Genomic DNA, 14,786 nt, shown 5'->3' on the forward strand with positions numbered 1-14,786 from the left:
ATCTCACCATTAAAAACCTATGTTATGTTTGCCATTCCCTTTATTATCATTGGATTAATCATACTAATTTCTTCATTTTTTACTGTAAAGCAACAATCAGCCGCCATAGTAGAACGTTTTGGAAAATTTCAGAGTATTCGGCATTCCGGTCTTCAGATGAAAATTCCGATAATTGACCGAATTGCAGGTAGAATGAGCCTTAAAATCCAACAATTAGACGTGATTGTTGAAACAAAAACCTTGGACGATGTTTTTGTACGTTTAAAAATATCGGTTCAGTTTATGGTTATTTCCAAGAAAGTTTATGATGCTTTTTATAAATTGGATTATGCCCACGATCAGATTACAAGCTATGTATTTGATGTGGTACGTGCCGAAGTGCCTAAAATGAAATTGGATGACGTCTTCGTTAAAAAAGACGATATCGCCATTGCCGTAAAAACCGAACTGAATGATGCCATGTCAGATTATGGCTATGACATCATTAAAACACTGGTCACGGATATTGATCCAGACGCTCAAGTAAAAGCCGCAATGAATAGAATTAACGCTTCTGAACGTGAAAAAATTGCCGCACAGTTTGAGGGTGATGCCGCCCGTATCTTAATAGTAGAACGCGCCAAGGCAGAAGCTGAAAGTAAGCGATTGCAAGGTCAGGGAATTGCCGACCAACGACGTGAAATTGCACGTGGATTGGAAGAATCAGTTGACGTATTGAACCGGGTTGGAATCAACTCTCAGGAAGCTTCAGCACTGATTGTAGTGACACAACATTATGACACGCTTCAATCTATTGGAGAGCATGTTAATAGCAACTTGATATTGTTACCTAACTCTCCTCAAGCTGGCAGTGATATGCTGAACAACATGGTAGCCAGTTTTACAGCGAGTAATCAGATTGGCGAAGCTATGAAAGAAGCAAAATTAAAGAAGAAAAATGAGGATAAAAACAGTTAAATCTGAAGAGCAAAGGGCTTTGAATCAAAAATTCCAAAGGTTGGAATTTTGAGAATTGCACTTACATTTCTGCTTTCTTTAGACTATGGATAATTACAGATAAACTGAATATGAGGCCAATTCATAACTTATGAATTGGTCTTTTTTATTACATACTACTCTTCTTATACTTCTTGACCAAAGCCTTTAAGCTGCTCAAATATTTGTTTAACGCTTCATTATCAACCTTAGCCTTCGGATCATTATCATTAGGAAGCGTCAAAGGCCGTTCATCTAAATATTTTTCAAGCTCTGGATAATTATCTTCAATATCTTTGGTAATTTCCATGATTTCCGACAATATATTTTGTGATATTTTCATTTTTTAATGGGTTTTTCGAATCATTTAAACTACATAATCCGTTTGGGTTAACAAAATAATTATACTGATTTTAAAATGGCTATACGTCTAAAACTAAAGATTAGACAACTCTTCTGTTTTATTGACATCATTTATAATCGTTCAATCCAAGTACAAAATACTGCATGTTCTTCATTGATAAGATGATCGTAGTTTTTGAACGCTAATCCGCAGCTTTTCAATTCATACCAAGTTAGCGATATATTACCACATTCAAGCTTTGTCAAAATTTTCATAGCTCAGTCTATGGAAATCAAATAGAGCATCACCATACAAAAAAGTAACAACGCGCTCTATGCAATAGCATAAATTTAAATTGATATAGCAATAGTGCTGATCAAGATAGGTTATAAAACAGCATTATATATCATCGGTTACCAATGTCCACTAGCTCCGCCCCCACCGGACCTGCCTCCACCTCCAGAAAAGCTGCTACGTGATGAAGAGCTTGATCTCGAAAATCCCGATGACCGCGATGAACGCGAATAACTTGAAAGACCTGATGATTTTGAAGCGGTTGATTGACGAAATGAAAGATTTTTATTTATAAATCCATTATTACTTTTTAGGAGCGAAAGTTTAAAACCATTATTGTATCTCAGCACCATTAAAACCGCAATAAGAATAGGTAAGCCCACTAACAAAACCCCAATCGTGATAAGAACATAATTCAAACTGAAGTATCTCATATCATTGACACTACTTATCAGGGTGTCAAAATTGATATAAAAAACGACTTGTGAGAGCATCACCGAAAAGGCAATTAATGGTGCAAACGTAAATACGAGCCCAAAAATTAATGAAAAACAGATGCCGACAAACATAAAAGGAAATAAAAAAATACCTATTTCTCCAGAAAATAACCCTCTGAATAGGTTGACCATATCTTTAAAACCATTTTTAAGGAGAGGAAATCCTATAAATAAGAAGACAGTCAGAAATATTCCAAAAAAGAGAATAATCAAGAATTTTCCCCACCATGGTATCATCCGAAAATTATCATCTTCGTAACCAAATTCTTCAATATTTTCTGAATCGATAAAATATTTTGGATCACTGATGATGCTAATAATTTCATCTGTCGCTAAGTCAATACCTTTAAAATACCGTTCCTTCTTAAATTCAGGAATCATGATAGTTCTAATCAATCGAGAACTTATAGCATCCGTAATGATAGGTTCTAACCCATACCCAACTTCTATCCGTACAGCACGTTCCTCTGCAGCAAATAAAATCAGCAAACCGTTGTCTCTATCCAGCTGTCCAATTTTATTTTGTTCAAAAACCTGAAGCGCATAATTTTCAATGCTCTCATTACCCAGGCTTTCTATCGTTAATACCACAATTTGATGGCTGGTTTCGGTTTCAAAATCGATCAATTTTTGCCTTAAAGAGCGCAATTGCTCATTAGACATGACATTTGCTTGATCAGTGCTAAATTCATGTAGTTGCGGATAAATTTGTTGTGAAAACCCAGTAGACTGGATGAACACAGACATCCACAAAAACAGAATGTAAGCTTTCAAGGGCATCAAACTTAGATTGCCGTAGCTTCAGCCGCTAAAATCTGATTTTTGTCCTCTTTCCCAGCAGTGATAAAGGCATCGATTTCTTCATTACGCTCTAATCCCATTTCCAATAAGGTCTTTAGAGTAATCATCGTGGCAATGCGTGTTCCCACTTTTTTGGCTGCAGTTTTAAACCATGGCTCTAACTCGTCATAAGTGACTTTTTTTGCTAATTCTTGAATTTCTGCCTTGGTAGTCAATTGTTTTTCTTCAGGTAAATTGGTGTATTTTTTACCTAATTGCTGAATAATATCTATGGGCTTACGTTGTGGACGGTTGTTTTTTGGTTTTGACTGATTTTGAGTTTGGTTAGCGGTCTTACCGGCCGCTTTAGACTCCTTTGCCCAGGAATCACGCAAGCCCACCGTTTTGTTAAAAACCAGCTTATCAGAAGTGGTATCCTTATCCACACTAAAATAGCCTAAGCGTTGAAACTGGAATCTATCGTTTACCTCGGCATCCCGTAAACTTGGCTCTACATAAGCAGTAACTACTTTTAACGATTCTGGGTTTAAGAATTCCATAAAATCCTTTTCAGGATGTGTGTCTGGTGATTCATGCATAAACAAGCGGTCATACTCCCTAACTTCAGCTTTTACCGCGTGTTTTATGGAGACCCAGTGAATTGTACTTCTTACTTTTATATTTGGATCTTCAGAATAGGTGGCATGGATTTCCAAGATATTTCCAGCATCATCCTTCACAACACTTTCAGCTTTTACGATATAAGCATTCTTTAATCTCACTTCCTGATCTAAAGTCAATCGGAAAAATTTTTTACCTGCTTGTTCTTTAAAATCATCTCTTTCAATATATAACTCTCTTGAAAACGGAACTTTTCTGAACCCCGCACTGTCATCTTCCTGATTGTTTTCTGCTTCAAGCCACTCCTCTTTCCCTTCTGGATAATTAGTTATGACCAATTTCACAGGATCCAAAACGGCCATAACTCGTGGTGCAGTTTTATTCAAATCCTCACGGATGCAAAATTCCAAAAGCGCCACATCAATAATGTTATCCCGTCGCGCCACCCCTACCGTTTCAATAAACTTTTTAATGGCATTTGGCGTATAGCCGCGTCGGCGTAACCCCGAAATGGTAGGCATCCGTGGATCATCCCATCCCGAAACAATATTTTCTTCGACCAATTTGAGCAACTTACGTTTGCTCATAATGGTATAACTAAGGTTTAAACGTGCAAATTCGCGTTGTTTTGGACGAATTTTACCGTCGTCAACAACTTGGTCCAAGAACCAATCGTAAAGCTCTCTATGAGGCTTAAATTCGAGCGAACATAAACTATGCGAAATGCTTTCTATATAATCACTCTCTCCATGCGTCCAATCGTACATTGGATAAATGCACCAATCGTAACCGGTTCTATGATGGTATTTTTTTAAAATACGGTACATAATCGGATCCCGCATCAGCATATTGGTGTGTGCCATGTCTATTTTTGCACGCAACACGTGAGAGCCCTCATCAAACTCCCCGTTTTTCATTCTTTCAAATAGATCGAGATTTTCTTCCACACTCCTATTTCTGTAGGGTCCGTCAACACCTGGTTGGGTTGGTGTTCCTTTTTGCTCAGCCATGGCTTCAGACGACTGCGAATCTACATAAGCCTTACCTTCTTTAATAAGTTGCACGGCCCAATCATATAATTGTTGAAAATAGTCAGACGAATACACTTCATTTTCCCAAGTATAGCCTAACCACGCCACATCTTCCTTAATGGCATCTACATATTCCTGTTCTTCTTTTATAGGATTGGTGTCATCAAAACGCAAATTGACCGGCGCATTATATTTTTCGCCCAAACCAAAGCTGATGCCGATGGCCTTGGTATGGCCAATATGCAAATACCCATTGGGTTCTGGCGGAAATCTAAATCGCAGGTCATCTCTAGACATCCCTTTGGCTAAATCTTCTTCTATAATATGCTCAATAAAGTTGAGCGATTTTGTTTCTTCTGACATACGACTATTCGTTAATTTCCTATTAGTTGTTTCGATGGATTACACCATAAGAATTCTTGTGCAAAATTAAGGATTTTTTTAGTTCTTTAAATGCCTTATTTTTGCGTGTATATTTGGAATTATGGGGACTATAAAAGTTGAAAATATCCGCGTGTTTGCACACCATGGATGTCTGAAGGAAGAAACGACGATTGGGAGTGATTATCGTGTAGATTTAAAAGTGAAAGCAGATTTAAAAACTTCTGCAATTTCCGATAAACTAAGTGATACTGTAGATTACGTCTTGCTTAACCGGATTATTAAAGAAGAAATGCAAGTACCGTCCTATTTGCTTGAAACGGTTGCAAATCGTATCTTGAACAGGATTTTTAACGAAGTTCCATTGGTTAAAAAAGCGACGGTTCATGTGAGTAAATTAAACCCACCAATTGGTGGTGATGTGGAAAAAGTGACCATCAAAATGACCGCTAAGCGAAATAAATAAAACAAAATAGCTTACCAAGTATATTTTTTTTACCTTTGCACTTCCTAAAACTGGGCATCATGGCCGAGTGGCTAGGCAGAGGTCTGCAAAACCTTCTACAGCGGTTCGAATCCGCTTGATGCCTCAAAAAACCTATAACGAAAGTTATGGGTTTTTTTATTCCTGATTTTTTATGAAGAATTAATAAAACACTGCAAAACTTACAAAGCAGTTCTCCCGAACTATCGGGACGCTGGAAAAAAACCTCTCAGGTTTTGAAAACCTGAGAGGTTTAGACGCTGTCAAACGCACTTTTCAGATTTTTTGAAAAATGCTTTAAAATCAGTGACTATCATGAGAAATCGGCGTTATCTGTGTTCTATCTAGGGAACACATAAGAAATTTAAAACGGATTTATATGCTCCAATCGGTCTTTTAATAATTCTTTTTCTTTTGGGAAGAATGCCTAACGAAAGGTATGGGTTTTTTTATTCCTGAATTTTTATGAAGAATTAATAAAAAACACTGCAAACCTTATACAGCGGTTCTCCCGAACTATCGGGACGCTTGAAAAAAACCTCTCAGGTTTTGAAAACCTGAGAGGTTTAGACGCTGTCAAACGCACTTTTGAGCATTTTTTAAAAAATGCTTTAAAATCAGTGACTATCATGAGAAATCGGCGTCATCTGTGCTCTATCTAAGGAACACCAAAGAAATCTAGAACGGATTAATATGCTCCAACCGATCTTTAAGTAATTCTTTTTCTTTAGGGAAAAAGGCCTGGGAAAGTAATAAGATACCAAATCCTAAAATCACTAAGGCAATAATCTTTTTTGTTTTAAAAATGCGTCGCGGGGTTAATTTATTCTTTAATTTTTTGGCAATCAATATTTTAAAAAGATCAATGATAAAATAGGTGACCAAAATCGTACTCAGAAAAACAATGACCCCACTTTTAGATTCCGTAAATGAATTTGCAATAATTATGAAGCCCAACCATCCGACCAATACACCGATATTGATGAAATTCAACAAAAATCCTTTCAGAAATAGTTTTCCGTAATTCTTTTGAAATTCTACTTTATGGTATTCCCTGACGATAGTTCGAAATGATTTTGAGGTTTTTGTAAACGTGATTATCCCATAAACCACTAAAATTACGCCGCCAAATACCAGAAAATTAGGATCATCTTTTATTTTGTCGAGGAGTTTATTGGTACTCAGAAAGGCCACGGCAATAAATAAAACATCTGCCAACATCACCCCTAAATCGAAAATAAGAGCGCTTTTAAATCCCTTGGTGGCACTGGTCTCCAAAAGCACGAAAAACACAGGGCCAATGGTGAATGCCAATATGATCCCAAATGGAATTGCTGATAGAATCTCGTCAATCATATAACTTGCGTTTCAACAAAGCTACATATTTTTTTATCCTTTTAAAGCTTTGAAATGTCCAAAACCTTATGCGTAGCTATCGATAGGTTTATTTATATTCAGAGTTTAAGGAATTTAATAGTCTTCTAATCCATACGTTTAATCCGACCTCCAAATAATTTATTCTCCCTTATCGTTTCAGGATTACCATAAATATAAACATCACCCCCGGCTCTAATTTTTATGTCTGCAAATTTGGAAGCATTGATATATCCTTCTCCAGCAGCTCTTATCGTGATATGAGTAGTTTCAGTTTCAAAGGATTCGCCTTGAAAAATGCCACCGGTATTGATGGTAATATCTTGTTTTGTCGCTTTTCCAGAAATGGCTATCTCACCTCCAGTAACGGCTTTTACGGTCATATTATCAACCTTTAGGTTTAACTGAACAACTGCACCTTCTTGAGCTCTCAATTCAATATTTTCCTGTTCCAATGGCGCATCAGAAGACACATAAGCGCCTTCATTAACATCAATAATGTCTATATTTTTATAATACAAAGTGACCAGGGTTTTATTGCCCTCAAACTTTTCTCCAAGACGCATCTTAATTTTCAATTGACCTCTTTTATTGACCATTTCAACATCTTTTGTATTATCTCCAGAGATGATGGCCATAGTTTTATTAGATTGAATCAATTCAACATTGATCATATCATAGACTTTTATTTCATTAAAGTCGTCTAATTGTATTTCAAGATCCTGTTGCCCAATAGCCATCACACTTATAAAAATTGATGCTAAGGTTAATACTATTTTCATTTTTAATGTTTTATGCTTTTATTTTAAACTTCTTTAGAGAAAAATCTAAAAAATTAAGCCACCAATACCGCAGTCCCAGTTACTGAAACCGTGACATAATTACTGGTTGTCAATTCTATATCCACTTTAATTCCTACAATGGCATTGGCTTTTAAATTTCTGGCGTTGTCTTGAAGTTGTTGAAACGCTTGTTCTTTAACCAAACCCATACTTTCCGCAATGGCTTTATAATATTTTTCCATATTAAAAGTCATTTTCAATTTTTGGACATTCACTGAAATACCGGAAACAATGCCCTTATATTCCATGATTTTAAAGCCTTCTATTGTGTTGGTGGTGGTCAGAATCATAAGTTTTTATTTAAAAAATATAAGCCTTAAAGGAACCAATTATAATTCGATAATTTGTGGTTTTCCAATCAGCGTAAAATCGAGGTGTTTCTTTACTAAATCGGTATTTTTAACCTTGACCACTACTTCTTCTCCAAGTTGATAACTGATTCCAGTTTTTCTACCAACCAAAGCATATTCTGTTTCGTCAAACTCGTAATGATCATCTGTCATATCTCTAACCGAAACCATACCTTCACATTTATTGGAAATAATTTCAACATAGATACCCCAATCGGTCACACCAGAAATAACCCCAACAAATTCTTCATTTTTATGGTTTTCCATAAATTTAATTTGCATGTATTTTATAGAATCACGTTCTGCTTTTGTGGACAGATTTTCCATATTACTGGAATGGTTACATTTTTCTTCATAGATAGCTTCATTGGCCGATTTTCCACCATCAAGATAGTGTTGCAATAACCGATGCACCATGACATCTGGATAACGTCGGATTGGTGAGGTAAAATGCGTGTAATAATCAAAGGCCAAACCATAATGTCCAATATTGTCTGTGGTATATTCTGCTTTACTCATTGTTCTGATAGTCAGGGTATCCACTAAATTTTGTTCTTTTTTACCCTGAACATCACGTAATAAACCGTTTAAGGAAGATGCAATACTATTACGATCCTTAAAATTAAGTTTATAACCAAATTTAGAGACAACACCTTGTAAGGTGGCTAATTTATCAGCATCCGGTTCATCATGTACACGATAGACAAAAGTCTTTTTTGGTGATTGTTTACCTATAAATTCGGCAACTTTCTTATTGGCCAGCAACATGAATTCTTCAATTAACTTGTTGGCATCTTTACTGGTTTTAAAAAATACACCTATCGGATTGGCCTGTTCATCCAGATCAAATTTCACCTCTACTTTATCAAAAGAAATCGCGCCTTCCTTCATCCGTTTACCACGCATGATTTTGGCCATTTCATCCATTTTTAAAACTGCAAATCCAACATTTTTATCCGCATGATATGCCTTACCTTCAATAGCAATATCTTCAGGAATTAATGTATCAATTGAGGAGATATCTTTATGGGAAGGCGTTTTTGTATTATTTTCAATAATAACTTGCGCTTCTTCATAAGAAAAACGTGCATCACTGTAAGTCACCGTTCTACCAAACCATTGGTCCTTAATTTCAGCTTTGTCGTTCATCTTAAATACGGCCGAAAAGGTATATTTTTCTTCATTCGGACGTAAAGAACAGGCGTTATTTGAGAGTACCTCTGGAAGCATTGGTACTACCCTATCCACCAAATACACCGAGGTGGCACGCTCATAAGCCTCATCATCCAAAACAGTGCCTTCCTGTACATAATGCGATACATCAGCAATATGGATGCCAATTTCATACAATCCATTATCCAAGATTTCAAACGATAAAGCATCATCAAAATCTTTGGCATCTTTTGGATCAATAGTAAAAGTCAATGCTTTTCGCATATCACGACGTTTGGCTATTTCTTTCTCATTAATGGAGGTATCTAATGTATTGGCATAGTCTTCAACTTCTTGAGGAAATTCATAAGGCAAGCCGTATTCCGCAAGAATGGCATGGATTTCCGTATTATGTTCTCCAGGTTTCCCGAGTACTTTTAATACTTTTCCCTTTGGTGAATCCTCGCCCTTTTCCCAATTTTCAAGAGATACCAGGACAACATCACCATCTTCAGCATTATTTATTTTATTAATGGGTACAAAAATATCCGTGTACATTTTGTTGCTATTGACCACTACAAAAGCATAATTATTATGAATTTGAATAGTGCCCACATATTCACTTTTGGCACGGTTGATAATGTTTGTAATCTCACCCTCAAATTTTCCTTTTTTACGGCGTTTATAGGCGTAAAACTCAACTTCATCGCCATCTAAGGCCTTGTTAATATTATTTGAAGCGATATAGATATCTTCATCAAAATCAGGACTGATAATATAGCCTGAGCCTCTTGAAGCCATATCCAAAATTCCTGTGTGATATTCTGTAGTAACAATGGCTTTGAATTTGCCACGTTCGGTTTCTTCAATTTCTTTTTTAGCTAAGAGTTCTTGAAGTTTTTTTATAATTTGATTCCTGCTCGAAGCATCATCCACTCCAAGTTTAGCAGCAATTTGTTTGTAATTGAAAGATTGGTTTCTATCTTTTTTTAAAATACTTAGAATTGTATTTGTTAGGTTAGAGATCTTTTTTGATGATCCCTTTCTTCTTTTTTTTGTCATGTATTATAATATGATCTTATTGAATTTCTAATCCCGAAGCGTCGGGAGCGAAATTCAGTTATTTCAAACTTAATTAAAGGAGAAGATTGGTAATTAAGTTTTACAAAACTACGGTTTAAATTTTAAATGACTGTTTTCTTAACATCTATTTTAGATAATTGATTACTTGAGAAATATAAAAATCAAAAATTACGATTTAAAACAGTTATCCACATTTATATATATTATAATCTGTTTTTATTTAAAATTTAAAAAAATAATGATGTTTATGATAGCTTGTTAATAACCGTTATAACTTTATGTAGTTTCGCTTTGAATAGTCACTTATTACAGTTCCTCAAGTCGATGTTAACAGGCTATATTTATCAAATTGGTTGATTCTGAATGCTATCTTCATAGTTGTTAACAGCTGTTGATAACCATAATTCACAGCAGTTTGCTCATAACATTTTGTCATTTTCATGTTCATAGACTATCATTTGGATGATGATAAACAATCCAAACAAATTGGCTAACTTTTTTGGTTTTATCATTTAAGATTTGGTTGAGAAAAAAAATCGGATATTTAAAATTTATCTTTTATTTCTTAGCCACAAGTTATGAACAAGTAATGAGCAATTGTTGATGGCCGATTGTTATCAGTTTATTTATACTTAATTTCAGAATGCCAATTATTTTGATTAAGTTGAAATCCTTCTTATAGTTTTTTGTAAAGTTAAACTACAGATTATTAGATTGTCAATAACCCTGTAATTGGTTATTAACAGATGATACCTCTAAAATCACAAATAATCTTAATTCGCTGTTTTTATAATATAGTGCTCAAACCTCATAATTCATTTTAAAATTTGAGTTTTATAGGCCGTAGTATCAATGTATTACGTATTAAGTTTTTTTCTTTATTCTAATAGCGAAGTGGTCTTAATTCTTTTTAGGACATATTCTTATAAGAATTAATAAGCTGTTGGTAACATCTCTATTCCAAGTTAAATTTAAAACAGATAGGCTATATAATTTTGTAACTTTATCACTTGAAAATAAGATCTAAAAAATAAATATTATGACGATTTCAATTGGTAATGATCACGCAGGAACTGAGTATAAACAAGCGGTTATAAAGCACTTGGAAAAGAAAGGATATGTAGTTAACAATTATGGAACTAATAGTAATGACAGTGTTGACTATCCAGATTTTGTGCATCCCGTCGCCAAAGATGTCGAGAATAAAGCGGTAGACTACGGGATTATTATCTGCGGCAGCGGTAATGGAGCCAATATGACGGCAAATAAGCATCAAGGGGTGCGTTCTGCCTTATGTTGGACTAAAGAGATTGTCGCGCTGGCCAGACAACATAACAATGCCAATATTTTGAGTATTCCATCTCGCTTTACAGCGTTGCCACAAGTTATTGAAATGGTTGATACCTTTTTAAATACTGCTTTTGAAGGCGGGCGTCATGAAAACCGAATCAAGAAAATTCCAGTTCAACATTAATTCTCCAAGCTTATTTAATGTAAATCTACTAATTTTTTTCCTCCATTTTTTAAGAAACAATTAGGACGTTTTCTGTTTTTTAGAGGGAGGAACTATTCACCTTATACTATAGCTTATGCTAAACATCAGTATCAAAACTTTTAAAGAGCTTTCATTAGAGGAGCTTTATGCAATTTTACAGTTGCGAAGTGAGGTATTTGTGGTGGAACAGGATTGTGTATATCAAGATATTGATTATAAAGATCAAAATGCCTTACATATTATGGGGTTTAAAAATGATAAGTTAATTGCTTATACCCGAGTTTTTAAACCGGATGATTATTTTGAGCACGCCAGCATCGGAAGAGTGTTAGTTAAAGAAGGAGAGCGTCATTTAAAATATGGCTATGATATTATGACAGCTTCCATCAAGGTGATAGAAGAGGTTTATAATGAAACTAAAATTAAAATATCTGCGCAGACCTATTTGAAACGGTTTTATAATAATTTAGGATTTGAAGCGGTTGGCGATGAATATTTAGAAGATGGGATTCCGCATATTGGCATGCTAAAATCCTAATTGACCTCATTGACGTAGGTGACTAATATTTCTACACGTCGGTCATATTTAGCTTCTCCGCCAAGTGGAAATTTTCGTCGCATACCCACAAATTTCATACGTTTTGGATCGACACCTTTTTTTGCCAGATAATCATAAATGTATTTAGCTCTTGCCAAGGATAAATTACGTTTTTTTGTTTTTCTATCAATAGCATCCCTACTGTTTTGGGTGCAACATACATGACCTTGGATGGTAAAATAAATATCTTCGCGTTGTAGTAGAACTTTTGAAATTTCTTCCAAGGTTTTTTTGGATTCTGGAAGTAAATAACTGTAACCGGTTTTAAATAGGATATTTTCCAATAGAATATAATCGCCTATTTTTATATCTCCTGCTAAAGTTTCGCTAGCGGTCTTCGTTTTAGTTATGACCTCTGGTCTTGGAGGAAAATAGGGCGTTACAATGATTTCAACTTTTCTGTTCAACCCTCTTATTTTACTGACATCCTCTTCTTTGATGAGTTTTAGTAGAATTTTGCCCTTGCCATCTACATTGGTGATAATGGATTCATCAAATTCGTTATTTGAAAAGATGGTTTTGATGCTGTTGGCTCTATTTTGTGAGAGTATCAGGTTGTATTCGGCACTCCCACGATCGTCCGTAAATCCATAAATAGAGATTTTTTCAATGTCTAAAGACTCAATTTCAGATAAAAAAAGTAAAAGTCGGCTGTGTTCGGTATCCGTTACATCGTAAGCGTCTGTTTTAAAAAATACCTCGTGCTTCAATTCCTCCTGTGCCCAGATTAGTTGGGATATGAGAAACCCTAAGAATAAGATTTTTTTCATAAGTAGATAACTTGAAAGATTAAATATAACTAATTTTTCAGGAATCACATTGTGTTATCGATGTATGGAATTTATTGAAGATAACCGAGATAAGTTGAAGGATTTTTAAGAATTTCGGTGCCTTTTTTAATTTCGGTGTTGTGTTCTATATAATAAGCATACATACCTTCTCTGTAAAAGTAACGTTTTACTATCTCTTCTGCCAGTAAGCCCATAAGTTGCGTTTTATTGGCATCAATAGCTTCTGTTTTATAGGTATTCAATGCCTTCAATAGACTATCATATTCTGCATCAATAACACTGTTTAATGCTTCTTCCCTAGCCACTGTGAGGGCATCGTCAAAGGCTTTTTCGGTTTTGGTTTCAAAGGTGAAATTATTGGATTTTAAGAAATTCTTAAATGCTTTAAAATCGGCATCCGTTAATTCAAAGGTTTTTAAATCGGTAACTTGATGTGAATAATAATACTCCGTAGCAAAGTCAAAAATCAGATTTTCGTTAACAATTGCATTGGTTATAGGACTTAATTTTGTAATACCCAGTTCTACATCAGGTTGGATACCACCACCATCATAGACTGTTCTGCCACGTTTTGTTTTAAAGGCGGTATAATTATCTTTAGTAACGCGTGTGGCCTTGCCCATTTCATCCCTATTCCAATAATCTAAAGATTGGATACAGCGACCTGAAGGCGTGTAGTACCGTGAAATTGTAATTTTCAACTGTGTGCCATAAACCAATGGTTTTGGACGCTGCACAAGGCCTTTTCCAAAACTTCTGGCACCCACAACCACTGCCCTATCCAAATCTTGTAAGGCACCTGCTACAATTTCACTTGCTGATGCACTTCGGCCATCAATGAGTACAACTACTGGAATTTCAGTGTCTATAGGTTCCTTCTGCGTGTAATAGGTTTTATTGTATTTATCAACCTTTGATTTTGTGGTGACCACCAATTGATTTTGAGGCACAAAAATATTGGTCACGTTTACCGCTTCATTCAATAAACCTCCTAAATTGCCACGAAGGTCTAAAACAAGCTGTTTGGCTCCTTCATTTTTTAAGGTTCTAATGGCATTAATGGTTTCGGTAGATGCTTTTTGATTGAATTTACGCAGCACCACGTATCCAGTTTTGTCATCAATCATTGAAAAATGAGGAACGGCATGAATTTCTACGGCTTCACGTTTAATGATGGCTGTATGTGTTTTTCCTTGACGTACGTAAGTTACCTCTACAGTTGTACCAGCGGTTCCTTGTAGTAAATTCCCGGCATCATCACTAAAGTCAGCAACAACGGTATTATCTACCTTGATAATCTCGTCTCCCGCCTTTAATCCTGCCTTATCTGCCGGAAAATCCTTGTAAGGTTCTATGATGACCAATTTATCCTTTAAGGTTAATACACTCGCTCCAATGCCTGTATAATCGCCAGTATTATTAATTCGTGATGCCTCTACATCCTGTTCGTTATAAAAATTGGTATAGGGATCTAAATCTTGGAGCATGCTTTTTATGGCCGTATCCATCAAATCTGCGGGATTTGTTTCGTCAACATAATTCATATTGACTTCTTTAAAAAGCGTCGTAAAAATTTCTATTTGTTTGGCAATTTCAAAGAAGTCGTTTTTAAATGCAGATCCTGTTATAAATAAAACACTTAAAAATACAGGAATGACTATCTTTTTGGTCAATAACTTTTTCATAATCTTAGTC

Annotated in this window: 13 protein-coding genes and 1 tRNA gene; 5 read left to right on the forward strand and 9 right to left on the reverse strand. The window is 35.3% G+C overall.

What is annotated here, in order from left to right:
• Nucleotides 1–24: 24 nt before the first annotated feature.
• Entirely contained in the window at nt 25–957 is a 933-nt protein-coding gene (locus H3Z82_RS04370) for an SPFH domain-containing protein (protein WP_182202885.1), read from the forward strand.
• Between the two features lie 148 nt (nt 958–1,105).
• Here the strand turns inward: H3Z82_RS04370 and H3Z82_RS04375 are convergent, their stop codons facing one another.
• From H3Z82_RS04375 to H3Z82_RS04385, 3 genes are all read right to left on the reverse strand, one after another.
• Nucleotides 1,106–1,318 carry a hypothetical protein gene (locus tag H3Z82_RS04375; protein ID WP_182202888.1) on the reverse strand — a complete coding sequence of 71 codons (213 nt, stop codon included), beginning with the start codon at nt 1,316–1,318 and terminating at the stop codon, nt 1,106–1,108.
• Nucleotides 1,319–1,731: 413 nt separating this feature from the next.
• On the reverse strand, nt 1,732–2,883 hold the full coding sequence (locus H3Z82_RS04380) for a TPM domain-containing protein (protein ID WP_182202890.1): 1,152 nt from the start codon (nt 2,881–2,883) through the stop codon (nt 1,732–1,734).
• Nucleotides 2,884–2,894: 11 nt separating this feature from the next.
• Nucleotides 2,895–4,904 (reverse strand): glutamine--tRNA ligase/YqeY domain fusion protein, encoded by a 2,010-nt coding sequence (locus tag H3Z82_RS04385; protein ID WP_182202892.1) that lies wholly within the window; start codon nt 4,902–4,904, stop codon nt 2,895–2,897.
• Between the two features lie 121 nt (nt 4,905–5,025).
• On the opposite strand from H3Z82_RS04385, the gene folB reads away from it, so the two are divergent.
• Both folB and H3Z82_RS04395 read left to right on the forward strand, forming a co-directional pair.
• Nucleotides 5,026–5,388, forward strand: a complete 363-nt coding sequence (gene folB / locus H3Z82_RS04390) for a dihydroneopterin aldolase (RefSeq protein ID WP_182202895.1) — start codon at nt 5,026–5,028, stop codon at nt 5,386–5,388.
• Nucleotides 5,389–5,441: 53 nt separating this feature from the next.
• A tRNA-Cys gene (locus H3Z82_RS04395) sits at nt 5,442–5,512 on the forward strand.
• A 572-nt stretch (nt 5,513–6,084) separates the two neighbouring features.
• Here H3Z82_RS04395 and H3Z82_RS04400 read toward each other — a convergent pair.
• The 4 genes from H3Z82_RS04400 to rnr form a co-directional block, all read right to left on the reverse strand.
• Nucleotides 6,085–6,762 carry a LysE family translocator gene (locus tag H3Z82_RS04400; RefSeq protein WP_182202898.1) on the reverse strand — a complete coding sequence of 226 codons (678 nt, stop codon included), beginning with the start codon at nt 6,760–6,762 and terminating at the stop codon, nt 6,085–6,087.
• 125 nt (nt 6,763–6,887) lie between these two features.
• Nucleotides 6,888–7,562 carry a head GIN domain-containing protein gene (locus tag H3Z82_RS04405; RefSeq protein ID WP_235982360.1) on the reverse strand — a complete coding sequence of 225 codons (675 nt, stop codon included), beginning with the start codon at nt 7,560–7,562 and terminating at the stop codon, nt 6,888–6,890.
• A gap of 53 nt (nt 7,563–7,615) precedes the next feature.
• Entirely contained in the window at nt 7,616–7,912 is a 297-nt protein-coding gene (locus tag H3Z82_RS04410; protein ID WP_182202901.1) for a YbjQ family protein, read from the reverse strand.
• A 39-nt stretch (nt 7,913–7,951) separates the two neighbouring features.
• Nucleotides 7,952–10,186, reverse strand: a complete 2,235-nt coding sequence (gene rnr, locus H3Z82_RS04415; protein WP_182202903.1) for a ribonuclease R — start codon at nt 10,184–10,186, stop codon at nt 7,952–7,954.
• Between the two features lie 1,060 nt (nt 10,187–11,246).
• On the opposite strand from rnr, the gene rpiB reads away from it, so the two are divergent.
• The gene (rpiB, locus tag H3Z82_RS04420; protein ID WP_182202905.1) at nt 11,247–11,681 is read left to right on the forward strand and encodes a ribose 5-phosphate isomerase B; all 435 of its coding nucleotides are present in this window, start codon (nt 11,247–11,249) and stop codon (nt 11,679–11,681) included.
• 115 nt (nt 11,682–11,796) lie between these two features.
• Nucleotides 11,797–12,240, forward strand: a complete 444-nt coding sequence (locus tag H3Z82_RS04425; protein WP_182202908.1) for a GNAT family N-acetyltransferase — start codon at nt 11,797–11,799, stop codon at nt 12,238–12,240.
• On the opposite strand, the gene H3Z82_RS04430 is transcribed toward H3Z82_RS04425, so the two are convergent.
• Both H3Z82_RS04430 and H3Z82_RS04435 read right to left on the reverse strand, forming a co-directional pair.
• Nucleotides 12,237–13,070 carry an OmpA family protein gene (locus H3Z82_RS04430; protein ID WP_182202910.1) on the reverse strand — a complete coding sequence of 278 codons (834 nt, stop codon included), beginning with the start codon at nt 13,068–13,070 and terminating at the stop codon, nt 12,237–12,239. The genes H3Z82_RS04425 and H3Z82_RS04430 overlap by 4 nt on opposite strands.
• A gap of 71 nt (nt 13,071–13,141) precedes the next feature.
• On the reverse strand, nt 13,142–14,776 hold the full coding sequence (locus H3Z82_RS04435) for a S41 family peptidase (RefSeq protein WP_182202912.1): 1,635 nt from the start codon (nt 14,774–14,776) through the stop codon (nt 13,142–13,144).
• Between the last annotated feature and the right edge of the window lie 10 nt (nt 14,777–14,786).

This window comes from Gelidibacter maritimus (genome assembly GCF_014062315.1).
In the GTDB taxonomy this organism is placed as follows: Bacteria; Bacteroidota; Bacteroidia; order Flavobacteriales; family Flavobacteriaceae; genus Gelidibacter; species Gelidibacter maritimus.